This window comes from Sphingobium xenophagum (assembly GCF_031457465.1).
GTDB lineage: Bacteria > Pseudomonadota > Alphaproteobacteria > Sphingomonadales > Sphingomonadaceae > Sphingobium > Sphingobium xenophagum_A.
Genome location: NZ_JAVDWV010000006.1, coordinates 45,966 through 69,085 on the forward strand (window position 1 = coordinate 45,966; position 23,120 = coordinate 69,085).

At 64.2% G+C, this 23,120-nt stretch carries 26 protein-coding genes; 17 read left to right on the forward strand and 9 right to left on the reverse strand.

What is annotated here, in order from left to right; genetic code table 11:
* Window positions 1-4 precede the first annotated feature (4 nt).
* Entirely contained in the window at window positions 5-1,273 is a 1,269-nt protein-coding gene (locus J2W40_RS07310; protein ID WP_310223157.1) for a sigma-54 interaction domain-containing protein, read from the reverse strand.
* Window positions 1,274-1,329: 56 nt separating this feature from the next.
* On the opposite strand from J2W40_RS07310, the gene J2W40_RS07315 reads away from it, so the two are divergent.
* The 4 genes from J2W40_RS07315 to mdoH all read left to right on the forward strand — a co-directional run bounded on the left by J2W40_RS07315 (window position 1,330) and on the right by mdoH (window position 6,041).
* Window positions 1,330-1,566 (forward strand): hypothetical protein, encoded by a 237-nt coding sequence (locus J2W40_RS07315; RefSeq protein ID WP_310223159.1) that lies wholly within the window; start codon window positions 1,330-1,332, stop codon window positions 1,564-1,566.
* A gap of 22 nt (window positions 1,567-1,588) precedes the next feature.
* On the forward strand, window positions 1,589-2,395 hold the full coding sequence (locus J2W40_RS07320; RefSeq protein WP_310223161.1) for a flagellin N-terminal helical domain-containing protein: 807 nt from the start codon (window positions 1,589-1,591) through the stop codon (window positions 2,393-2,395).
* Window positions 2,396-2,600: 205 nt separating this feature from the next.
* Window positions 2,601-4,088: a glucan biosynthesis protein D gene (locus tag J2W40_RS07325; protein ID WP_310223163.1), complete on the forward strand. Its 1,488-nt coding sequence runs from the start codon at window positions 2,601-2,603 to the stop codon at window positions 4,086-4,088.
* A 48-nt stretch (window positions 4,089-4,136) separates the two neighbouring features.
* Complete coding sequence (gene mdoH / locus J2W40_RS07330) at window positions 4,137-6,041, forward strand: glucans biosynthesis glucosyltransferase MdoH (RefSeq protein ID WP_409050352.1); 1,905 nt, start codon at window positions 4,137-4,139, stop codon at window positions 6,039-6,041.
* Window positions 6,042-6,043: 2 nt separating this feature from the next.
* Here mdoH and J2W40_RS07335 read toward each other — a convergent pair whose 3' ends face one another.
* The 8 genes from J2W40_RS07335 to J2W40_RS07370 all read right to left on the reverse strand — a co-directional run bounded on the left by J2W40_RS07335 (window position 6,044) and on the right by J2W40_RS07370 (window position 12,317).
* Entirely contained in the window at window positions 6,044-6,772 is a 729-nt protein-coding gene (locus J2W40_RS07335; RefSeq protein ID WP_310223165.1) for a sigma-70 family RNA polymerase sigma factor, read from the reverse strand.
* 14 nt (window positions 6,773-6,786) lie between these two features.
* Window positions 6,787-8,919, reverse strand: coding sequence for a flagellar biosynthesis protein FlhA (gene flhA, locus J2W40_RS07340; protein ID WP_310223167.1), 2,133 nt, complete (start codon window positions 8,917-8,919; stop codon window positions 6,787-6,789).
* Window positions 8,920-8,928: 9 nt separating this feature from the next.
* Window positions 8,929-9,747, reverse strand: a complete 819-nt coding sequence (locus J2W40_RS07345) for a lysozyme family protein (protein ID WP_310223169.1) — start codon at window positions 9,745-9,747, stop codon at window positions 8,929-8,931.
* Between the two features lie 141 nt (window positions 9,748-9,888).
* Window positions 9,889-10,197, reverse strand: coding sequence for a hypothetical protein (locus tag J2W40_RS07350; RefSeq protein WP_310223171.1), 309 nt, complete (start codon window positions 10,195-10,197; stop codon window positions 9,889-9,891).
* A gap of 5 nt (window positions 10,198-10,202) precedes the next feature.
* Window positions 10,203-10,481: a flagellar biosynthesis anti-sigma factor FlgM gene (gene flgM / locus J2W40_RS07355; protein ID WP_310223173.1), complete on the reverse strand. Its 279-nt coding sequence runs from the start codon at window positions 10,479-10,481 to the stop codon at window positions 10,203-10,205.
* Between the two features lie 46 nt (window positions 10,482-10,527).
* On the reverse strand, window positions 10,528-11,088 hold the full coding sequence (locus J2W40_RS07360) for a flagella basal body P-ring formation protein FlgA (RefSeq protein ID WP_409050353.1): 561 nt from the start codon (window positions 11,086-11,088) through the stop codon (window positions 10,528-10,530).
* Window positions 11,089-11,154: 66 nt separating this feature from the next.
* Window positions 11,155-11,652 carry a flagellar motor protein MotB gene (locus tag J2W40_RS07365; protein ID WP_310223175.1) on the reverse strand — a complete coding sequence of 166 codons (498 nt, stop codon included), beginning with the start codon at window positions 11,650-11,652 and terminating at the stop codon, window positions 11,155-11,157.
* Complete coding sequence (locus tag J2W40_RS07370; protein WP_310223177.1) at window positions 11,649-12,317, reverse strand: MotA/TolQ/ExbB proton channel family protein; 669 nt, start codon at window positions 12,315-12,317, stop codon at window positions 11,649-11,651. Before J2W40_RS07370 ends, J2W40_RS07365 begins: the two co-directional genes overlap by 4 nt.
* 255 nt (window positions 12,318-12,572) lie before the next feature.
* Between J2W40_RS07370 and flgB the strand changes: the two genes are divergently transcribed.
* From flgB to J2W40_RS07435, 13 genes are all read left to right on the forward strand, one after another.
* A complete protein-coding gene (flgB, locus tag J2W40_RS07375) occupies window positions 12,573-12,935 on the forward strand; it encodes a flagellar basal body rod protein FlgB (protein WP_310223179.1) in 363 nt (120 codons plus the stop codon).
* 2 nt (window positions 12,936-12,937) lie between these two features.
* Window positions 12,938-13,348, forward strand: coding sequence for a flagellar basal body rod protein FlgC (gene flgC / locus J2W40_RS07380; RefSeq protein WP_037477031.1), 411 nt, complete (start codon window positions 12,938-12,940; stop codon window positions 13,346-13,348).
* Window positions 13,345-14,004, forward strand: coding sequence for a flagellar hook assembly protein FlgD (locus J2W40_RS07385; protein ID WP_310223182.1), 660 nt, complete (start codon window positions 13,345-13,347; stop codon window positions 14,002-14,004). The genes flgC and J2W40_RS07385 overlap by 4 nt, the downstream gene beginning before the upstream one ends.
* A 43-nt stretch (window positions 14,005-14,047) precedes the next feature.
* Window positions 14,048-14,893 (forward strand): flagellar hook-basal body complex protein, encoded by an 846-nt coding sequence (locus tag J2W40_RS07390; RefSeq protein ID WP_310223184.1) that lies wholly within the window; start codon window positions 14,048-14,050, stop codon window positions 14,891-14,893.
* A 26-nt stretch (window positions 14,894-14,919) separates the two neighbouring features.
* Entirely contained in the window at window positions 14,920-15,663 is a 744-nt protein-coding gene (locus tag J2W40_RS07395) for a flagellar basal body rod protein FlgF (RefSeq protein WP_310223185.1), read from the forward strand.
* Between the two features lie 84 nt (window positions 15,664-15,747).
* Complete coding sequence (gene flgG / locus J2W40_RS07400; RefSeq protein ID WP_310223187.1) at window positions 15,748-16,536, forward strand: flagellar basal-body rod protein FlgG; 789 nt, start codon at window positions 15,748-15,750, stop codon at window positions 16,534-16,536.
* A gap of 126 nt (window positions 16,537-16,662) precedes the next feature.
* Window positions 16,663-17,328: a flagellar basal body L-ring protein FlgH gene (locus J2W40_RS07405; protein WP_310223190.1), complete on the forward strand. Its 666-nt coding sequence runs from the start codon at window positions 16,663-16,665 to the stop codon at window positions 17,326-17,328.
* 167 nt (window positions 17,329-17,495) lie between these two features.
* Window positions 17,496-18,581, forward strand: coding sequence for a flagellar basal body P-ring protein FlgI (locus J2W40_RS07410; protein WP_310223520.1), 1,086 nt, complete (start codon window positions 17,496-17,498; stop codon window positions 18,579-18,581).
* The gene (locus J2W40_RS07415) at window positions 18,581-18,886 is read left to right on the forward strand and encodes a rod-binding protein (protein WP_310223522.1); all 306 of its coding nucleotides are present in this window, start codon (window positions 18,581-18,583) and stop codon (window positions 18,884-18,886) included. Before J2W40_RS07410 ends, J2W40_RS07415 begins: the two co-directional genes overlap by 1 nt.
* Entirely contained in the window at window positions 18,883-20,220 is a 1,338-nt protein-coding gene (flgK, locus tag J2W40_RS07420; RefSeq protein ID WP_310223191.1) for a flagellar hook-associated protein FlgK, read from the forward strand. The genes J2W40_RS07415 and flgK overlap by 4 nt, the downstream gene beginning before the upstream one ends.
* A gap of 18 nt (window positions 20,221-20,238) precedes the next feature.
* Window positions 20,239-21,084 (forward strand): flagellin, encoded by an 846-nt coding sequence (locus J2W40_RS07425; RefSeq protein ID WP_310223192.1) that lies wholly within the window; start codon window positions 20,239-20,241, stop codon window positions 21,082-21,084.
* Between the two features lie 102 nt (window positions 21,085-21,186).
* On the forward strand, window positions 21,187-22,050 hold the full coding sequence (motA, locus tag J2W40_RS07430; protein ID WP_037477018.1) for a flagellar motor stator protein MotA: 864 nt from the start codon (window positions 21,187-21,189) through the stop codon (window positions 22,048-22,050).
* Between the two features lie 3 nt (window positions 22,051-22,053).
* Window positions 22,054-23,109 (forward strand): flagellar motor protein MotB, encoded by a 1,056-nt coding sequence (locus J2W40_RS07435; protein ID WP_310223195.1) that lies wholly within the window; start codon window positions 22,054-22,056, stop codon window positions 23,107-23,109.
* Window positions 23,110-23,120 lie beyond the last annotated feature (11 nt).

A 23,120-nucleotide genomic window follows, 5' to 3' on the forward strand; every position in this document is an offset into this window, starting at 1 on the left:
CCCCTTATGCTGCGGCCAGCTCGCGCATTTCGGCGAGCCGATAGCGCAACGTGCGTTCCGAAATGCCGAGCTTGCGCGCGGCAGCGGCGCGGTGGCCGTCCGTTTCGCGCAGGGCGCAGCGGATGGCTTCGAGCTTGGAATGGCGCGCGACGTCGCGCAGGCGAATGGGTTCGGCGGGCAATTGTATCGGCGCTGTGGCGCGGAAGGGCGTCACCATCTGCGCCGCGCCTGCCAGATGCAGGTCGTCCGCCTCGATCTGATCGCCATCGCGCAGGACCAGCGCACGCTGGAGGATGTTGCCCAATTCCCGCGCATTGCCCGGCCAGCTATGCGCGGCGAGCTTGTCGAGCGCGGCGGCGGTCGGCCAGACGAAGCCCGCCTTGCCATCATCCTGATGCCGCAACAGCATCGCGGCGGTGATGGCGCTGATGTCGCCGCGACGCTCGGCGAGCGGACGCAGTTCGAGCGGCATGACGTTGAGACGCCAGTAGAGATCTTCACGGAAGCGGCCTGCGGCGCATTCCTGCGCCAGGTTGCGGTTGCAGGCGGCGATGATACGGACATTGACCGGCACCGAATGGGTCGCGCCGACGGGCAGGACTTCGCCTTCCTGTAGCGCGCGCAGCAGCTTGGCCTGCAGCGCGAGCGGCAGTTCGGCGATTTCGTCGAGAAAGAGCGTGCCGCCATCGGCGGCGAGGAACAGGCCTTCGGACGCACTAGCGGCGCCGGTAAAGCTGCCCTTGCGATGGCCAAACAGCATCGCTTCCATCATGGTTTCGGGCAGCGCCGCGCAGTTGACGGCGATGAAGTCATGGCCCGACCGGCCCGACTGGGCATGGAGGAAGCGCGCCATGCCTTCCTTGCCGGTGCCGGTGTCGCCCTGAATGAGGACGGTCGCATCGCTGCGGGCGACCCGCCCGGCGAGCGTCATCAGCCGGACGCTGCCGCTATCGCCCACCGCCGGGACGGCAGCGGGCCGTGCCAGTTCGGCGATCAGCGCGAAGGCAAAACCCATGTCGGCAAGGCCAAAGGCGACGCGGGCGGGCAGGCCATTGGCCGCCGCGATCAGCGAGGGGGCACCGTCGATCAGGTTGATGAGGATGTCGCGATGAGTCGCATGGCCGATCTCGGTAGCCAGCAGGATGCGGCGGCTGTCCTTGGTACGCGGGCTGGCCGCATCGACAATGCAGACGGTAAAAAGTGCGTTTTCGAGCCAGTGCTGCAGACCCGGAACGAGCGCGCAGACTCCACGGCTCACGTCAAGCGATGACATGATCGTAACCCCAATAATCGGTCAGCTTGTGCCCCCGCACGCCCCGGACCCCTTCGATGGGACAATATATATATTTTTGTGGTTATCAGATGGTTAATGCGCACGTCCGTTTGCCGCAAAACGGCAATTTTCTTCCGGCAAAAGCGGCAAGGCGGATCGGTGCCACCCCCACCTTCACTCATAAATGCATGAAAAACAATATTTTTAAAAAATATGTGCCTGCCGCTAAAGGCCGGTTGCGCCCCGCCGTTATCCCCTTTCGAGGCCGCAAGTGCTCCATAGCAGCGACCTGATGTTGCATAGAAAGGGAACAACATGACTGTTATCGGAACCAACTCTTCGGCACTGCGCGCTGCCAACGCTTCGACCATGGCCAGCAAGGGCCTGAGCACCGCGATGGAGCGCCTGTCGACCGGCAAGCGTATCAACAGCGCGAAGGACGACGCCGCCGGCCTCGCCATCGCATCCACCATGACCGCGCAGATCAAGGGCATGACCCAGGGCATCCGCAACGCCAATGACGGCATGAGCCTGGCGCAGACCGCGGAAGGCGCGCTCGGCGAAGTCAGCAACATGCTGCAGCGTATGCGTGAACTGACCGTCCAGTCGCTGAACGGCACCAACGACGATGATGCCAAGGCGAACATCCAGGCGGAAGTCGCTCAGTTGCAGACGCAGATCACCGACACGCTGACCAACACCGAATTCAACGGCACGAAGCTGTTCGCCAGCGATCAGACGATTTCCATCCAGGCCGGTGCCAACGCCACCGACAAGGTCGACATCGAACTGACCGACATCCTGACCGCCATGGCCGACCCGCTGGCCGTGGACGCCAGCACCCCGGTCGATGCTGACCTTGCCACGTTCGACGATGCGCTGGCGGCCATCGCGACGGCCCGCGCCGACCTCGGTGCGGTTCAGAACCGCCTCGAATCGACGGTCAACAACCTGACGAACAACGTCACCAACCTGACCGACGCCCGCAGCCGCATCGAAGACGCCGACTTCTCGACGGAAACGACCGCGCTCGCCAAGCAGCAGATCCTGAGCCAGGCATCGACCGCGATGCTGGCACAGGCCAACCAGAGCCAGCAGGGCGTTCTGAAGCTGATCGGCTAAGCCAATACCCCATTGGTCGGCTGAGGTCTGGTCACCTGACAGCCGCCCATAGGCGCCCGGCGCATTAACAGTCCCCACCGCGCCGGGAGCCAATCTTCGATCAAACGACCAGCATCCGAAGCCTCCGTCCCCCCGGACGGGGGCTTCATCGCATATGCAACATAGGGGGGTTGGTTTTGCGTGACAGGCTCGCCATGGTGAAGCCATGACCCATATTGACCGGCGCGCGTTGATCGCTGCCACGGGCGCTGCCCTCCTCCTCCCCCGCGCGCTGCACGCGCAAACGCAGGCTGGCCCCTTTTCCTGGGAGCGGCTGATCGGCCAGGCGCAACGGCTGGCGCGCGCGCCCTTTGCCGAAACCCCGGCCCATCCGGGCGCCGCCAAGGTCGATTATACCGCGCTGCACGAGGCGCGCTTTCGCGAGGAACGGACTTTGTGGAGCGACCTGCCGGGGGATACCGGCATCCGTTTCTTCCCGCTGTCCGCCACCGCGCCGCAGCCCGTAGAGATCGCCATCGTCGAAAAGGGGCGCGCCACGCCGCTGCGCTACGATCCGGCCATGTTCGATGCGCCAGCGGGCAATCCGGTGACCGCCTTGCCGCCGGGCGCGGGTTTTGCGGGATTCCGCATCATGAATGCGGCGCGGGATGGCGACTGGCTGTCCTTCCTTGGGGCCAGCTACTTCCGTGCCCCCAGCCCGCAAAAGCAGTTTGGCCTGTCGGCGCGGGCCGTTGCGATCAACACCAGCATCCAGGGGCGCGAGGAATTTCCGCGCTTCACCCATTTCTGGCTGGAACGGACTGGGCCAAGCAGCGTCACCATCTTCGCCCTGCTTGATGGGGCGTCGATCACCGGTGCGTTCCGCTTCGTCAGCCGCGTGGACAAGGATGGCGTGCGGCAAGAGGTGACCGCCGCCCTGTTCCCCCGCCGTGCCATCCCCGAATTGGGGCTGATGCCGATGACCAGCATGTTCTGGTATGATCAGGCGAACCGGACGATCGGCACCGACTGGCGGCCGGAAATTCATGACTCAGACCTGTTGTCGATCGCCAGTGCCGATGGCACCGCCCATGCCCGTCCGATCGTCAATCCCACGGTGCCGATGGTAAGTGCCTTTGCCGAGCGCGATCCCAAGGGGTTCGGCCTGCTGCAGCGCGACCGGGATTTCGACCATTATCAGGATGATGGCGTTTTTTATGATCGCCGCCCGACTTTATGGGCCACGCCCGCCCGGCCGCTGGGCGCGGGCGAGGTGCGGCTCTATGCCTTTCCGACCGACAGCGAATATACCGACAATCTGGCCGCCTATTGGACGCCCGCCGCTGCGCCTGTGCCGGGCAAGCGGATCGACCTTTCCTACAAGCTCGACTGGACGGCGGACCGTTCGCCCGCCGCGACGGGCACCGCAATCGTCGAGAATGTGTGGCGCGGGCGCGGCGACCAGCCCGACGTTGCGCGGCTGGTGATCGACTTCGCCGGTGTGGCGGAGGGTAGCAAGCCCGACCTGTGGGTGGACATCGCCAACGGTACTTCGGTCAAGCAAGCGGGCTATCCGGTTCTGGGCCGCAAAGGCCTGTATCGCACAGTGCTGGACCTGCGGCCCAATAGCGGCGGGACGGCGGATGTGCGGTTGCAATTGCGGTCCGGCGGTCGCGCGGTGAGCGAATATGTGCATTACCCCGTTGGCGGATGAACGGAACCGTTGGCGTAACGAACGGTTCTGGCCGTTGGGTGAATCGCTATGGGTCTGGATGATATGGGTAATGGACAGGTGCCGGTGGCCGATGCCGCCGCCGGGGACGTGCCGGTGAGTCCGGCCTTCGAACAGTTGCCGCCCGAAAGCCCGATCGCGATGCCGGAGCAGGATTTCGATGCACGGCCACCGCTGATCGCGCCACGCCGCTTCAATATCGACCTGTGGGCGCGGCGCATGCTGGTCGTGCTGCTTGCCCTCATCCCCACCGGCATGGCCGCGCATGAGATGCGCCGTTCGATCGGCCTGGACGGGATTTCGCTGCTGGAGGGCGTCTATCTCGCCCTGTTCATTCCGCTGTTCGCCTGGATCGCGTTCGGTTGTGCCACCGCGATCATCGGCTTCCTGCTGCTGACCGTGGGCAAGGGGCGCAGCGTGACGCCGCGCCCGCTGCGCGCGTCGCAGCCGTTGCAGGGCAAGACCGCGATCCTGCTGCCGGTGTGCAACGAGGATTTTCTGGGCGTGCTGGGCCGTTTGTCGATCATGGAACGATCGTTGGCGCAGGTGATGGGGCGCGAGCGGTTCGAATTTTTCATCCTGTCCGATTCCAATGTGCAGAGCGGCGAGACGGAGCGCGCGGCCTATCTGGAGATGCGCGGCGCTTTCTCCCGCCCGGTCCATTATCGCCGCCGCGCGCGCAATATCGGGCGCAAGCCCGGCAATATCGCCGAATGGGTCGAGCGGTTTGGCGGCGGCTATGATTATATGATCGTGCTGGACGCCGACAGTATCGTTAGCGGCCAGACCATGGCCCGGCTGGCGTCGGACATGGAGCGGCATCCGCAGGTCGGCCTGATCCAGACCGTACCGACCGTGATGGGTGCGGCGACGCTGTTCGCGCGCTGGCAGCAATTTGCGAGCCGCCTGTTTGGGCCGATCTCGGCCGCCGGGATGATTTGGTGGGCCGGGTCCGAAGGGATGTTCTGGGGCCATAATGCCATCGTCCGGGTCAAGGCCTTTGCGCAGAGTTGCGGTCTGCCCGAACTGCCCGGTCGTGCGCCCTTTGGCGGGCATATCATGAGCCATGACATGCTGGAAGCGGCGCTGCTGCGGCGGCGCGGCTGGGACGTGCATATGGTCACGGCGGACGATAGTTTCGAGGAATTTCCGCCGTCGATGCCGGACCTCTTCACCCGCGACCGGCGCTGGTGTCAGGGCAATATCCAGCATGTGCCCTTGCTCGTTCGGATTGCGGGCCTGCATCCGGTCAGCCGGTTCCAGTTGCTGGTGGGGGCGACGGCCTATTGCACCTCGCCCATGTGGCTGACGCTGATGCTGGTCGTGCTGGGCGGCGGGGCGAGCGGGGTGTGGCCGCCGACCGATGTGCTGCCATCGGGCGGATTGCTCGCGGTCACGGCTTTCCTGTTGTTCGGGCCGAAACTGCTGGCGATGCTATGGGCGTTGCTGGACCCGGCGCGGCGAATCGGCTTTGGCGGCGCGGCGCGGATGACGCGCGGGGTGATTGTCGACATCATCCTGTCGATCCTGATGGCGCCGGTCGCGATGCTGACTCAGACGATCAATCTGTTCGGCATATTAATGGGCCGCAAGAGCAGTTGGAACGGCCAGACCCGCGACCGCGACGGGATGGCGATCGGCAGCGCGATCTGGCTGTTCAAATGGCATATCCTGCTGGGTGCGTTGCTGCTGGCGCTGGCGATCAAGGCGGGGAGCGGCATCGGCTGGATCATTCCGGTGACGGCGGGGCTGTTCCTTGCGCCCGTGCTGGCCGCAGTTACCGCGCGCAAGGATCTGGGGCGCAGGGCCGAGGCGAGCGGGCTGTTCCAGGTCGCCGACCCATGGTGGCGGACACAAAGCTATCGCCCGTTGCGGTTCCGCTGGCCCAATGGCGAAGAACGTCGGGTCGGACGGCTGGCGGCGAACGACGAATAGGGTCAGTCCCAGTCGCGCAGTTTCTCGCGCAGCTTGTCGAGCGCGGCTTTCTTGATCTGGCAGACGCGCGCTGCGCCGATGTCCAGCGTGTGGCCGATTTCCTCCAGATTGAGTTCTTCGACGAAATAGAGTTGCAACACCAGCGCCTCGCGCTGGGGCAGTTCGCCGATACAGGCGGTGAGCGCCTTTTTGAGCGATTCGCGTTCCATGACGTCGTCGGCGCGATCCTCGACATCGGCGAACCACATGGACTGGTCCGAATAGACCTCGTCCATGCTGGTGTGCTGCACCATTTCGACGCTGTCGGCGAGTTCGCGATAGTCGGACGGGTCGAGGCCCATTTCGGCGGACATTTCCGCCTCTGTCGGTAAGCGGCCAAGCGTTTGTTCCAAACCATTGCGGCACGCGGCCAATTGCTTGCGCTTGGCCATGGCGGAGCGGCAGATGGTCGCCTGTCGCCGCAGATGGTCGATCATCGCGCCGCGCACGCGCAATTGAGCATAGGCGGCAAAGCCGAAGCCGCGATCTTCGAAACTATTGGCGGCCTCGACCAGCGCGAGCATGCCGATCTGGAGCAGATCCTCTACCTCGATCGCGCTCGAAACGCGGCCATGGACGTGCCAGGCGATCTTGCGCACCAACGGCATATATTGGCGGGCGAGCCGCTCCGGGCTGTTTTCGCCGGGCTTGGCATAGGTATGGGCGCCGGCCGCGATCTTGTTCATATACATGGCTCAGCCTCCTTTCAGGCGACTCGTTCGCGCGCGTGTTCCTGGCGGGGTGCCGGGTCGTGGCGGGGCGTGGGGCGCTGTTCGCCGCCGACGACCGCGACCACTTCGACGCCCTTGCCATCGGGAATTTCGAGGAAGGACAGCACCGGCGTTTCGGGCAGATGCGGCTTGAACAGCCGCGCCAGCGCCCGCCTGGCCAGCGGCGAGGTAACGATGGCGAAGTTGCGCGCCTGCCCCAGCAACGGGCGGGCGGCCTGCACCACCGCTTCGACGATGCGGTTGGCGAGTGCGGGTTCGATCGGGTGCCGGGCGTCGCCCGCCACCCGCATCGCCTGCGCCAGCATCGCTTCGAGATCGCCGTCCAGCGTGATGACCGGCAGCGGCATCTTCACAGGAACCAGCCCCTGAATGATGAGCGCGCCGATCCGCTGGCGCACAGCTTCGACCAATTGTTCGTGGCTCATGTCGGGCCGGGCGGCGTCGACCATCGCCTCGCAGATGCGGCGGAAATCCTTGAGCGCGATGCCTTCGGACAGCAATGCGCGGCAGAGCGCGCTGATCTGGGTGAGGCTGAGCGTGGCGGGCGTCAGGCCTTCGACCAGTTGCGGCGCGGCGTCCTTCAAAGTGTCGAGCAGCTTGCGCGCTTCGTCCAGGCCGAACATTTCGGCGGCGTTCATGGCGATGAGCTGGTTGAGATGCGTCGCCACCACGGTCGGCGGATCGACCACGGTATAGCCCGCGATTACCGCTTCGCTGCGCTTGGCTTGCGAAATCCAGACGGCGTCGAGGCCGAAGGTCGGGTCTTTGGTCGGGCGGCCGACGACGACGCTTTCGAGCGCACCACTGTCGAGCGCGAGCAGGTCGTCGGGCCAGATTTCATCCTCGCCCACGACGACGCCGGCGATGGTGATGCGATATTGATTGGGTTCGAGCGCCAGATTGTCCTTCACCCGCACCATCGGCACGACGAAGCCCAGTTCCTTGGAGAGCTGGCGACGGATGCCGGTGATCCGCGCCATCAGCGGCGCGCCCTTGCGTTCGTCGACCAGGGCAATGAGGCCATAGCCGATTTCGAGGCCGAGGATCGCGCCGTCCGACACGTCATCCCATTCGATCACCGCCGGATTCGGCGCGGGCGCCACGGGTGCGGGTTCGGCGGCCTTCTTCTGGCTGGCCTTGCGCAGGTTCCAAGCGATGCCGCCCGCCACGGCGGCGGCGGACAGGATGATGAGATGCGGCATGCCGGGCAGGACGCCGAGGAAGCCGAGGATCGCTGCGACCGGCACCCAGGCGCGGCCCGACCCGAACTGGCCGGCGATCTGCCCGCCCAGATCCTGCTCGCTCTTGACGCGGGTGACGATGGAGGCGGCAGCGATCGAGAGCAGCAGCGCGGGGATCTGCGCCACCAGCGCGTCGCCGATGGCGAGGATGATATAGGTCTGGGCTGCTTCGCCGATGGCGAGGCCATGGCTGACGACGCCCAATATGATGCCGCCGATGATGTTGATGACCAGGATCAGAATGCCCGCGACCGCGTCGCCCTTCACGAACTTGCTGGCACCATCCATCGAGCCGTAGAAATCGGCTTCGGTCGCGACTTCGACGCGGCGCTGCTTGGCTTCTTCCGGCGTCATCAGGCCGGCATTCAGGTCGGCGTCGATCGCCATCTGCTTGCCCGGCAAGGCGTCCAGGGTGAAGCGCGCCGATACTTCGGACACGCGGCCCGCGCCCTTGGTGATGACGACCAGGTTGATGATCATCAGGATGGCGAAGACGAAGATACCAACGACATAGTCGCCGCCGATCAGGAAATGGCCGAATGCCTCGATCACCTGTCCGGCCGCGTCCGAGCCTTCATGCCCCTGAACCAGCACGACGCGGGTGGAGGCGACGTTGAGCGCGAGGCGCAGCAGCGTGGCGAACAGCAGGACCGTCGGAAAGCTGGAAAAATCGAGCGGCTTGGCGGCGTTCAGCGCCACCATCAACACCGCGAGGCTGATCATGATATTGGTGATGAAACCAATGTCGAGCATGACCGCCGGAACCGGCACCATCATGAACAGCACGACCATCAGCGTCGCAAAAGGCAGCACCGCCCCCTGGGCGGCGCTCATCCAGATCTTCGCTTTGACTTGGGTGGGATTCATGAGGAGCCGTTACCTTCCGAGGGTGGCGAGCATGAGATAGGCGAGGCGCGCGGTCTGCGGCTGGGGCCGGATGCCGACATCGACCTGTTCGCTGAGCCGCTGGGTTTCGATCCGCACATAATCGGCGGGTTGGACCGTCTTTGCGCCCGATGGCAGCGCGGCGGCGGCATATTGCACCTCGCCGCCGAGGCTGCCGGAGCTTTTTTCGAGCTTCGCGGCAAAGCGGTCGCGAATGTCGGCGAAGCTGCGCGCGCTGCCCGACCGGTCGTAGAAGATCGACCGGTTGGCGCGCGCGGCGGCGGGAAAAAGCGAAGCGGCAGTAGCACCGGGCGCGCGATCATGGACCGACAGGAATTTGCTCGCGCCGCCAACGCCCAGGAAATGCGCGAGATAGAGATCGACGGGTTCGGCTTCGCGGCCGAGCTTCTGTTCGAGATAGGCCTTGTTGTCGGCGGCATGTTGCGCCGCCATGACGGAGGCGGTTTCAGGGTGTTTGCGCAGGTCGAGAATTTGCTGGCGCAGTTGCGGGTCCGCCACATGATAGCGGCCGTTGCTGCCCTGGCTGATCGCATCGGAGGCCCAGCCAAGCCCATAGTCGCTGCCATGCTTGTCGATGACGGCGAGCCAGCTCTGGTCGATGAATTGATAGAGGCCGGTCGCCGACGATGTAGTGGCGCGCGCGGTGGGATTGAGGCTGCTTTCGATCTTCGCCTGACCCAGCAGATAGGAGAAGTCGACACCGGTACGGCGGCTCGCCATGGCGATCGCGTTGGTCACGCGATTGCCTGTCGATGTCGCCCCGGTAGTGATGTCTGCGAAAGCCGACACTTGACCCTATTCCCCAATCATTGCGGGGATCATTAGAGCAAGGCTTGTGCCAAGATTTGGTTAACGCGGCGTCAGGAAATTTAGCCCGCAACGCAAAACGGCACCTTTCGGTGCCGTTTTAGGGACAACAGGAAATAAAGTTCAGCGGCCGTAAGTGAGCGGCGCGTGGGTCGATCCATGGGCGGCAAGCATGGCAAGCCGTTGATTCGCATGGTCGGCCAGCAAGCTGACGCGCACGCGGGCGCTTTCGAGCAAGGGCAGCATGGCGTTCAGCCGTTCGATCACGATCGGTTCGGAGCGCCAGGCACCAACGGCGCGCACGGTAGCTGCGGCCCGGCTGACGCGATTGCTGGCCAGTTCGATGGCGACGGCATCCGTGCCGTCCAGCACGTCGCGCAGATCCTCGAAAGCTTCGAACAGGTCATCCAGCGCGGCGAGCCCCAGCGGCATGATCGTTACCCCGCAGCAGACAGGTCGAGCGCGACCATGCGATCGGCGATCGCGGCGGCATCGACCGGATAATTGCCCGACGCGATCGCCGCCTTGATCGCGGCGATGCGATCCATATCGACCGGCGCGCCTTCCGCCGCCATTCGGGCGGCGGGGCTGGCCGAGGCCGAGGCGAATGCCGCCGTCGCCGATCCTGTGGTCGAAGACGCGCGCGTCTTGCCCCCTTCGCGCAGGCGGGTCGCCTCTATGGCGGCGCTGATGCTTTGACCGACAGATTTGATCATTGGCTTCAATCCTTCACTCGTCCCTATAGGCGTATAACGGACAAGTTCAAAAATCCTTAAACCCCGGAACACGTACAAGGCCCATTTCCACGACCTGCGCCAATATAGGGGCTGCTTTCTTGTCCTCGCGTACGCGGATCGTGTCGCCGACCGCGCCATCTTCATCCGCGATCATGCTGCGCGAGACGTTGAAGAGCGCGTTGCCCGCCATCAATTGCACCGGATCGCCCTTGCGCACGACGCTTTCCTGCGGCGTGGCGCGGGCGGCGGGTGTGAAGCGGCTGGCGGTGCGCGGCACTGGCCCCGATGCGGCAGCCGATGCGCCCGCAACCAGCGGCACGCGGATGCGCCAGCCGAGTGCTTCGCATTTGACCATGGCCGCGCCGAATACCGGGCCTTCGACCTTGGGCATCGTCGGGCAGGCGGCCAGCTTCAAGCGGCGATCGACCGGTGCCATCGGGCCGCCCGGCTCGCCCAGATTGGCACCCACCGTCATGGCGACGAGGCTGTCGATACGATCGAGATTCTCGAACCGCTGCTGCGCCTGCACGGGCGCGGCGACAAGCAGCGCGGCAGTAGCGAGAAGGAACGGATAAGCGCGAGGCACGGCATGTCTCCTGACAAGGTCGGCGGTTCTATGTCGGGATTTTCAGCAATATCCGTGCCAAGTTGGTTAACGCGCGTCCGTCTGCCCCGGCGCGATGCGAATCATCTGCCCCTGCCCGCTTTTGCCATCCGACTGGTCGAGGCCGCGGATCAGCAGCCGGTCCTGCGCGATGCCGTCCAGTTTCAGCGCGCGGGCGACGGCGCCAAGCCGGGCGGCGGCGAGATCCCAATCGTCGAAGCGCTGGCGGGCGCGGTCGGAGCCGCGACTGCGTATCTCGACGCCGCCCGGTTCGTCCGCAAAGCGGCGGGCAATGGCGGAAAGGCGCGACTGACCCTGCCGCGTGAGCAAGGCTTCACCCGGCTCGAACAGGTCGGCCGCGCGCAATTCCACGCCCGGCCGCATCGCCCGACCGCCAAATTGCTGGGCAACGCCCGCCAGCACGACATCGCGCCGCGCGCCGCTGGCCTGCAACAGCACGAAGAAGGCGAGCAGCAGCAGCAGTAGGTCGGCAAAGCTGACGGCCCAGCGATTGCGTCGGACGATGGCGGATGTGCTGCCGGTCATGCGACTTCGCGTATCGCGCCGCGTCGGACCGGCGCATTTTCGCGCCGCGCGATTGCCAGCATTCGTGTCACCACTTCGCGCTGCCAGGCCAATTCCTGTTCGGACAGGTCGATGAGGCGCGCGGCGATCGGCGCGGCGGCGACATTGGCTATAATAACGCCGTAGAGCGTGGTGAGCAGCGCCAGCGCCATGGCTGGCCCTAGCGCGGCGGGATCGTCCATCGCCGCGAACATGCCGACGAGGCCGATGATGGTGCCAGCCATGCCGAGGGCGGGGGCGGCGTCGGCGATCGACAGCCAGGCCTTATGCACCGCGCCATGGCGTTGCGCGCGGTCGGCCAGCACCTGCCCTGCCCACCGTTCGAACTGGTCGGTACGGTCGCAATTGGCCAGCTTGCGCGCCGCGTCGGTGAGGAAGGGGGAAGCGGTCTTGACGCGATCGGCGCAGGAGAGGCCGCGCAATTGCGCCACTTGGTCGATCTTGAGCATGGTTGCGCGGGCAGCGTCGCGATCGCGCGCGGGATCGGCCGTGACCAGCGGTCGCAGCGCCAGCATCGCTCGCCCCAGCGGTCGCGCACCATTCTGGAAAAGGGCGACCAGCGCGACCCCGCAGAGCAGCGCGAGCAGCGTCAGGGGGTCGAATAAATGGCCGATAATCGCGAGCATATATGCCAGTCCCCTTTGGCCCGTGGCGCAGCGGCAAGCCACTGCCGCACCCCGGCAATTTTTTGCCGTCCTTGCCGCCCTGACCCGCAAAAGCCCGGATTTCCGGGCATTTCCACCTTGCCGTTGCGTCACCCACGCAAATTGGCACGGCTCTTGCTGATTTCAGGCTGGATCACCCGCAATGGACGCCATCAGGGGTCAGAACGGCGGGGGACGCGAAACTTTTAGGGCCAGCAGGCAAAAAGGGCAGGATCAGTGGAAGACGGTTTGTTCGGCATTCATGGAAAGGCGCTGGCGCTTCGCTCGCAGCGGCTGTCCCTGTTGGCGTCCAACATCGCCAACGCATCGACCCCCGGCTACAAGGCGCGCGACATTGATTTCGACGCGGCGCTGCAAAAAGCGACGACGCAGGCGAGCGGCAACGCCGCCGACGTGTCGAAGGTCGTCGATGACGCCATGGGCTATCGCGTGCCGCTCCAGCCGAGCCTTGATGGCAATACCGTCGAGCTGAGCACCGAACAGACGCTATTTGCCGAAAATGCGGTCAAATATCGCACCACCCTCTCCTTCCTTGAGGGTCGCATCAACACCATCAACCGTGCGCTCAGGGGAGAATGAGCATGAGTGGCTCTGGTCCCATGAACATATTCGACATCGCCGGGCGCGCCATGAGCGCGCAACTGGTGCGGTTGAATACCACCGCGTCCAACATGGCCAATGCGGGCAATGTCACCGGCAGCGCAGCCGAGGCCTATCGGGCGATCAAGCCGGTCTTCACATCGGTCACCGACAGCCCCGGCATGGCGAGCGTCAAAGTGTCCGAGATCGTCACCACCAAGGCCGAGCCGACCAAGCGGCACGACCCCAATCATCCGCTGGCGGACGCCAATGGCGATGTGTGGGAAGCGGCGGTGGATAGCAATGCGGAGTTGATCGACATGATCGAAACGTCCCGCATGTACCAGAATAACGTGCAGGTGCTGAACACCGCTAAATCCCTGATGCTCGAAACCATAAGGATCGGCAAATGAGCACCACCTCCACCATCACCGATACCGCCGGGCTATCGGTCTATAATCCCAATGCGAAGGTCGGCACCGGCAAGGCGGAAATGGGCCAGGCCGATTTCCTGCGCCTGCTCACCGCGCAGATGCAGACGCAGGACCCGTTTGAGCCGGTCAACAATGCCGAAATGGTGTCGCAGATGGCGACCATCACCAATTCAAGCGGTATCGCCGAAATGAACGCGACGCTCAAGAATCTGGCCGCCGATTTGGGCGGCACACGGCTGGGCGATGCGGCAAGCTGGATCGGCAAGTCGATGCTGGTGCAGAGCAATATCGCAGCTCCCGATGCCAGCGGCCTGTATGCGGGGCAGATCACCCTGCCCCAGGCCACGGATGGCGCGAGCATCAGCCTGGTCGATGGCAGCGGCAATGTCGTCAAGACGCTCGACCTTGGCGCGCAGCCGGCCGGCGACGTGACCTTCTACTGGGACGGCAAGAATGACGCGGGTGATACCATCGCCACGTCCGCGCTGCAGGTGAAGGTCAATGGCGCAACGCCGAGCCGGGTCGCCACCTGGGCCACCATTGCCGCGGTCCAGTCCCCCGCCGACGGATCATCGTCCAAACTCATTACCGCGCTCGGCAGCTACAGCCCGTCCGACGCGATCAGCCTGATGTAATCTCACCCCGTTTTTCTTTCCTTTTCACCCAGGGAGCAACGCCATGTCCTTCTATATCTCGCTGTCCGGCCTGAAAGGTGCCCAGACCGATCTGGCCACCATTTCCAACAATGTCGCCAACGTCAATTCGACCGCCTTCAAGAAGAGCAAGGTGCAGTTTGGCGACATTTTCGCCGCCGCGCCGATGCAGACGACCAGCCAGGTCGCAGGCCAGGGCGTGCGCGTGCAGGGCATCGCCCAGCAGTTCACGCAAGGGACGATCGAAACCACCGACAAGACGCTGGACCTCGCCATCACCGGCGAAGGCTATTTCACCGTCAAGGCACCGGACGGCACCGTCAGCTACACCCGCAATGGCGCCTTTGCCGTCGATGACAACCGCTATGCTGTTGATACCACGGGATCGCGCATTCAGGTGTTCGCGGTTGATCCTACGACTGGCGCGTTGACGACACCCCCTACGTCCGCAAGCAGCCCCGCCGATCTGACCGATCTCCAAATCCCGACCACCTATCTGGGCGTCGATGGCGCGGCGCAGCTTACCAGTGTCGGCGTGGCCAAGAACGGTCTGGTTTCGGCGATTTATGCCGATGGCAGCACCGCCTATCTGGGCCAGGTCGCCATGGCGTCGTTCAACAGCCAGGAAGGCTTGCGCCAGGAAGGCGATGCCCATTGGTCCTCGACCGTCGCGAGCGGCAACCCGATCCTGGGCACCGCCAATACCGGCATGTTCGGCGCGGTCAACAGCGGGTCGCTGGAGCGCTCGAACGTCGACATCACCGAGGAACTGGTGGCGCTGATTTCCGCGCAGCGCAATTTCCAGGCGAACAGCAAGGCGATCGAGACAGCGAACACGCTGACCACCACCATCGTCAACATGCGCACCTAAGCATCCCAGGGTAGAAGGCTTCGTCCATGGACCGGCTCGTCAACACGGCACTTACGGCAATGCGCGGCGCGATGGCGCGGCAGGCGTCGATCGCGAACAATCTCGCCAACGCCAACACCATCGGCTTTCGCGCAGAGATTGCCAATGCCGAGACGCGCTGGCTCCAGGGCGACACGTTCGATACCCGCGCGCAGGCGTCCGAACAGGTCATTGCCGCCAGCATGGAGGGCGGCGCCGTCACCGCGACGGGCAATCCGCTCGACGTGGCGATGAATGGCGACGCGCTGCTGGCCGTGCAGGGCGCGGACGGCAGCGAAGCCTATACCCGCCGGGGCGACCTTAAAATCTCCGACAGCGGGCTGCTGACCACCGGCGACGGCTTGCCGGTTTTGGGCGCGGGTGGACCGATCACCCTGCCCCAGCTCGACAGCGTGTCAATCGCGCAGGATGGCAGCATCTGGGGCGTGCCGCAGGGCGGCGACCCGGCCAATCCGCAACTTGTCGATGCGCTCAAACTGGTCAGCCCGGTCGGGTCCGGCATCGCCAAGGGCACCGATGGCCTGTTCCGCGAAGTCAATGGCGGCGCGCTGCCGCAAGACCCGCTGGCTACCGTCACGGCTGGTTCGATCGAGGGGTCGAACGTCAATGCCACCAAGGCGCTGGTGCAGATGATCGAGGCGAGCCGGGCATTCGAAACGCAGGTCAAGCTGATAGATACCGCCAAACAGATGGACGATGGCGGCGCGTCGCTGATGCGGCTCGATAGCTGAAGAATATAGTTAATTTTGGCACGCATCTTGCTGTGTCTGACGCATAAGCACCCTTCCAAGGGATGCCGCACGGAGAAATGAACGATGAGCAACGCCGCCCTTCATGTCGCCCGCACCGGCCTTGACGCGCAGAACACGAAGATGCGCGTGATCGCCAACAATCTGGCGAACGTCAACACCACCGGCTTCAAGCGCGACCGCGCCGATTTCGAAACGCTCGCCTATCAGCAGATGATCGCGGCAGGCGCCAATTCGGACAGCGAAAACAAGTTCGCGACCGGCCTGAACCTGGGTTCGGGCGTCTCGCTGCAGGGCACGAGCAAGATCAACACGCAGGGCACACTGAGCCAGACCGGCAATGCGCTGGACATGGCGATCGAAGGGTCCGGCTTCTTCCAGATCCAGCGTCCCGATGGGTCCATCGCCTATACCCGCGCGGGCAATTTCAGCGTCACCGCCGAAGGCAATGTCGTCACCAGCGACGGCCTGCCGCTGATCCCGCAGATCACCGTGCCCGAAGGTGCGACGTCGGTGACGGTCGGCAATGACGGCACGGTGTCTGCGACCTTGCAAGGCGAGGCGGAACCCACGCAGCTTGGCCAGATCGAACTGGCGACTTTCATGAACGCGGCAGGACTGCAATCGATCGGCGGCAACCTGCTCGCCGAAAGCGCGGCCAGCGGCGTGCCGCAGATTGGCGTCGCGGGGCTGGAAGGGCGCGGGTCGATCCGATCGGGCAGCCTGGAAACGTCCAACGTCAATATCGTCGAGGAGCTCGTCGAGATGATCGAGACGCAGCGCGCCTATGAGGTCAACAGCAAGATGATCAAGGCGACCGACGAAATGCTCCAATATGTCAATCAGAATATGTGATCTGAGATGATGTATAATAATCAAAACCCGTTCGGGCTGAGCCTGTCGAAGCCCTCCACTGAGGAGCGCGAAGTAGCCTCCCTATCGGTCGGCCGAGCCCTTCGACTTCGCTCAGGGCAAACGGCGATGCTTATCGTATCGGCGGCAACGCTGGTGGCCCTCGCCGCCTCCCCTGCGCTGGCAGGCAAGAAGCGCGATGCCGAGCGCGCCCATTATGCGCCGACCGTCATCGCCCAGCCGCCCGTGGCGCAGGCCAATGGGTCGATCTTCCAGACATCGGTTGGCTATACCCCGCTGACCAGCGGCGCACGCGCCACCACGGTCGGCGATATCATCACCATCGTCCTGGTCGAACGGACGCAGGCGACCAAGCGGAACAGCGCCGACACCAGCCGCAACGGCAATATCGGCCTGACCCCGCCGACCACCGGCATCCTGTCCAAAGCCTTTTCCGCCAGCGATGTGGCGATGGGCGGCCAAAATAATTTTGCAGGCCAAGGCGGTGCAACCCAGTCCAACGCCCTGTCGGGCGAGATCACGGTGACGATCGCGGCGGTCTATCCCAACGGCACCATGCTGGTGAGGGGCGAGAAAGCGCTGACGCTCAATCGCGGCGACGAATTCATCCAGATCAGTGGTCTCGTCCGTCAGGTCGATATCAGCCCGGACAACCGCATTGCCTCGACCCGCGTGGCCGATGCCAAGATCATCTATACCGGCAAGGGTGAGATTGCCCGCGCCAGCAAGCAAGGCTGGTTGCAGAGCTTCTTCTCGATAATCAGCCCCTTTTGATGGAGAGCATCGTGAAAAGCATCTTCGATCGCGTGGCCTCCATCCTCCCCTTGCAGGGGAGGTGGCAGGGCGCAGCCCTGACGGAGGGGTATAACCGTGGCGAGAGGGGGACACCCCTCCACCACTGGCTTCGCCAGCGGTCCCCCTCCCCTTACAGGGGAGGATTTATTGGTGCATTGTTCGTCAGTCTGTTCCTGATCACCACGCCGGCGCAGGCCGAGCGGGTCAAGGATCTGGGGACGTTCCAGGGCATCCGGCCGAACCAGCTTACCGGCTATGGCATCGTCGTGGGCCTGGCGGGTACGGGCGATGATAGCCTGCAATATGCGACCGAGGGCATGAAGGGCGTCGTGTCGCGCTTTGGCCTGACCTTGCCGCAGGGCATGAACCCGGCGCTCAAAAATGCAGCGGCGGTGCTGGTAACGGCCGACCTGCCCGCTTTCGCGAAGCCCGGCCAACGGCTCGACGTCACGGTGTCGGCACTGGGCAAGGCCAAGTCGCTGCGCGGCGGCACGTTGATCATGACGCCGTTGCGCGGTGCGGACAATGAAATCTACGCCATGTCGCAGGGCAATCTGGCGGTCGGCGGTCTGGGCGTATCGGGCGCGGATGGCAGCCAGGTGTCGGTCAACATCCCCTCGGCCGGTCGCATCCCCGGCGGCGCGACGGTGGAACGTGCCGTTGCCACGGGTTTCGATACCGCGCCGACCCTGACCTTCAATCTGGCCGAAGCGGATCTGACCACCGCCTTGCGCGTTGCGGACGGCATCAACCGGGCCTTTGGCGACCGGCGCGCGCGCGCCATGGATGCCGTGTCGGTCGCGATCGACGCCATTCCGGGCGCGGAAGACCGCATCCTGATGATGGGCATGATCGAGAATATCGAGATTTCTCCCGCCGATGCCGCCGCCAAGGTGATCGTCAACGCGCGCACCGGCACCGTCGTCATCAATGGCGCGGTCCGCATCCATCCGGCCGCCGTCGCGCATGGCAAATTGACCGTCAACGTCAATGAAGCGCCGCGTATCGTCCAGCCTGCGCCGTTCAGCCGAGGGGAGACCGCGGTAGAGCAGCAGAGCGCGATCAGCATCGACGAAGAAAAGAAACCTATGGTTAATTTTAAAGGTGGGGCGTCGCTGGCCGATATAGTGAAGGCGGTCAATGCGATCGGGGCTTCCCCGGCGGACATGGTCGCCATCCTCGAAGCCTTGAAACAGGCAGGCGCAATGAAGGCGGAACTGGTGGTGCTATGATGCAGGTGACAACGACCCCCGCCGCCACGGCGCCATCGGGCGCAGGTGCCGCGAACAAGGCCGCGCTGGAAAAAGCAGCGCAGCAGTTTGAGGCGATCTTCCTGCGCCAGATGATCGGCGCGATGCGCTCTGCGAGCCTGGCCGAAGGGATCAGCGATTCCAGCGCGACCGAGCAATTCCAGTCGATGGCCGATTCTCGCACCGCCGATGCGCTGGCGGGCAGCAACAGCATGGGCATCGCCCAATTGCTGATCCGACAATTTGGCGAACGGGTCGCGCCCGCCGCGCCGAGCACCGGCGAATGAGCGATCTATTCATCATCGGGGCATCAGGCACCCGCGCTTATCGCACGGCGCTGGCCGCGATCGCCGAGAATATCGCCAATGCCAGCACCGAAGGCTATACGCGGCGCAGCGTAACGACTGCCGAATCCGGCGCGTCCACCGCCACCATGGCCTATTACACCGCCCGCGCCAATTTCGGCGGCGTCCAGGTGATGAGCGTCAATCGCGGGGCCGATCCTTATCTCGACGCGACCGTGCGGCTGACCACGATGAACCTCGCCAGCGCGAGCGCCCGACTGCGCTGGCAGGGGGACACCGAAATCGCGCTGAATGACGGCAGCACGGGCATCGGCCAGCTCATGACTGGCATGTTCCAGAATATGGACAAGCTGGCCGCCGCACCGGGCGACACATCGCTGCGCGTCACGACGCTGGACAGTATAAGCCGCATTGCGGACGCTTTCCGTCAAACCGCCGCTGACCTGGATACCGTGTCCAGCGGGATCAAGGCCGAAGGCGATTCCGCGATTGCAAGCGCCAATGCGTCGCTCGCGGCGCTGGCCGACATCAACAACAGCCTGCTTCGCGCCCAGCCCGGCACGTCGGCCTATGCCCAGTTGCTCGATAGCCGCGACGCAGCATTGCAGACGCTCAACGCCAATCTGAACGTCAATATCAGCTTCGGTGCGCGAGGCGTGGCAGAAGTCAGCTATGGCGGGCAGACGTTGGTGAGCGGCGATAGCGCCGCCAGCCTGTCAATCGCCGCCGATGACAAGGGCCGCCTTTCGCTCAGCCTGAGCGATGGGACGGCGCTCGCCGCCCCGGCCAACGGCGCGCTGGGCGGACTCTTTTCCGCCGCCAGCACGGTGGCCGACCGCGCCGCCGATCTCGATACGCTGGCCGGCCAATTTGTGGCCAACATCAATGCCTGGCATGCGCAGGGCGTCACCGATGGCGGCGCGGCAGGGGCACCGCTGCTCGCCTTTGGCGGCAGCGCCGCCAGCGTGACCGCGCTGGGTCTGCAGCCTGAAGATCTGGCGCTGCGTTCCACCGATGGGGCGCTCAATGGCAATCTGCTGACAATATCCTCCACCCTGCGCGGCAATGGCAGCGTCGAACAGGGCTGGACCGCGCTGATCGCGACCCATGCCAATCTGCTGGGCGCGACCAAGGCGGAATATACCACAGCGCAAGGCCGCAATGATCAGGCCGTAGCCGCGCGCGAAGCGGTAAGCGGCGTCGACCTCGACATGGAAGCGGCCGATCTGCTGCGCATCCAGCAGGCCTATTCGGCCAGCGCGAAAATTCTCCAGATGGCAAAGGAAACCATCGATTCGATCCTTCAGATCGTCTGACCGGCAAAGGGCTGAACCATGGTAGGCATCACGCACAAGATCATGCTCGCGGAGATCCGGCGGCAACAGGCCCTGTCGAAAAGCATTGTCGAGGGACAGACGGCGGTTTCCACCGGCGTCACGCTCAACAAGGCGTCGGACAATGCGCTGGCATGGGTGCAGGTGTCGGACATTGCCCGCGCCCAGTCGCAGCAGGCGGCCTGGCAGAGCAATATCAGCTATGGCACGACCCGCGCCACCAATGCCGAAGCGAACCTGTCCGAGGTCGACAATCTGCTGCAACGCGCGCAGGTGCTGGTCACCTCCGCACGCAACGGGTCGCTCAACGACACCAGTCGCGCCGCGATATTGGAGGAAATGTCGACGATCCGCACGACGATCGACGAATTGTTCAACCAGAAGGATTATCAGGGCACGCCGGTCTTCGACGAGGGGCAGAGCGTATTGGTTCCGGTCAGCCGTGGCCTGAACCTGGCGGTCGTTGCAACGCGGCAGCAGGTGTCCGAGGGCATTGATGTCGATGGCACGCCCATGTCTATCGATGCGATATTGGGCCAGACCATGGCCGCGCTGGAAGGTGGCGACGATGCTGCCCTGGCGACCGCGCTCGATGCCGTGAAGGCGGGGCAAAGCCATATCGTCGTAGAACAGGCCCGACAGGGCGTGCGCAGCGACCGGCTGGATGTCATCGGCACGCGGCTGACCGATATCGGGCTGGACTATACTGAACGGCGCGCCGATCTCGAATCGACCAATCTGAGCGAAGTCATCGCCAATGTTTCGGCGCAACTGCTGCAACTCGAAGCGGCGCAGTCGGCCTTTGCCCGGATCAACCGGCAGACCCTGTTCGACCTGATCGGCTAAAAAAACGGCTGTCCTAAACCTGCCGCTAACCAGTCCGTATTAACCAAGTGATGGCCCCTTTCATCGGGTCGAGGCCCTAGGGCAGATTTTTCGGGGATTACCATGTTAGCAGTCATCGGCCTTGTCGTCCTGTTGGTCATGGTATTTGGCGGGTTCATCATCACTGGCGGCGATATCGGCCCGGTGTTGCACGCCCTGCCCCATGAAATGATGATCATCGGTGGCGCGGCCGTTGGCGCGCTGATCATCGGCAATTCGGGTGCCGACCTCAAGGCGCTGGGCGGAGGCCTCGCCAAGGTGTTCAAGGGGCCGCAATATAAGAAGCAGGATTTCCTCGACTGCATCTTCCTTGTCAGCAAGCTGATGAAGACGTTGCGGGTCGAAGGCCCGGTTGCACTGGAACCGCATATCGAAGATCCGGCCAGCTCGACCATCTTCACCGAATATCCGCGCCTGATGAAGGACAAGACGCTGATCCACCTGATCAGCGACACGCTGCGCCTGGTGGTGGTGTCGTCGGGCACGCTCGATCCGCATGCGGTCGAGGATGTGATGGATAACAGCCTCAAGACCCATCATCATGAAGCGATCAAACCCGCCGACAATCTGCAAGGTCTGGCCGACGCCCTGCCTGCGCTCGGCATCGTCGCCGCCGTGCTTGGCGTGGTCAAGACGATGGGGTCGATCGACCAGCCGCCCGCGATTTTGGGCGCGATGATCGGTTCGGCGCTGGTCGGCACCTTTCTCGGCGTGTTGCTCGCCTATGGCATGGTCAATCCCTTCGCCAATCGGTGCCGCAGCGTGATCGAGGCGGACGGCGCAATCTATCATGTCGTCAAGCAGATCATCGTCGCCTCGCTCCACGGTCATCCGCAGCCGCTGGTGATTGAGGCCGCGCGCTCCAGCCTGCCCCATGCGAACCAGCCGGCCTTTGCCGAAGTGTTCGACGGCATGCGGGGCAAATAAGCCGTGGCAGCAGGGGACAAGAAGCGCGGCGCGAACGAGCCGGAACCACGGCCGATCATCGTCAAGAAGATCATCGTGGAGGGTCATGGCGGTCATCATGGCGGTGCGTGGAAAGTCGCCTACGCCGATTTCGTGACGGCGATGATGGCCTTCTTCCTGCTGATGTGGCTGCTGGGCGCGACCACGGAGAAGCAGCGCAAGGCGCTGGCCGACTATTTCACGCCGACGCTGGTCGAACTCAAAATGGCGTCGGCTGGCTCCACCGGACTGATGGGTGGCGACTCCATCATGGGCAAGGAAAATTATCCGACCACCGGCGGTCAGGGCAATTTGTCGATCACGATTCCGAGGGACGCGAGCGGCACCAAGGACCAAGGCGGCAAGGCGATGCGCGCCGCCGACCGGCAGAAGTTCGAATCGATCAAGAAAAAGCTGGAAGCGCAGATGATGCGCAAGGGACTGGAAAAACTGCGCAAACATGTGCGGTTCACCGAGACGCGCGAGGGATTGCGCATCGACCTGATCGACGAAGCGGACTTTGCGATGTTCGCGATGGGCACCGACCGGCTGGTGCCGCAGGCCCGCGCGCTGATCGCCGAGGTCGCCACCGCCCTGCAGACCATGCCCAACCTGCTCATCGTGCGCGGCCATACCGATGGCCTGCCCTATGCGTCGGGACGGACGATGAATAATTGGCTGCTGTCATCCAGCCGCGCCGAATCGACGCGTAAAGCGCTGGCTGACAGCGGTATCGGCAACGCCCGCTTCGCCCGGATCGAGGGGGTCGCCGATCGCGAACCCTTCATCAAGGGCGACAGCTATGACCCGCGCAACCGGCGCATGTCGATTATCCTGGGCTGGACCCGTGGCGGCGACGGCGCGGAGGATGCGGACATGGACGCGGAGACCAAGGCCGCGATCAAGGAACGTGACGATCCGGTTCGCGTCGCGACGGAACAGGCCAAGAAGCTCGACATGGGCGGCACGGCGCTGCCAAGCGGCGCGGCGCTGATCAACCCGTCAGCGGCGGGAACGTCGAGCAAACCAGGCCAGCATTGAGGTATTGGAGA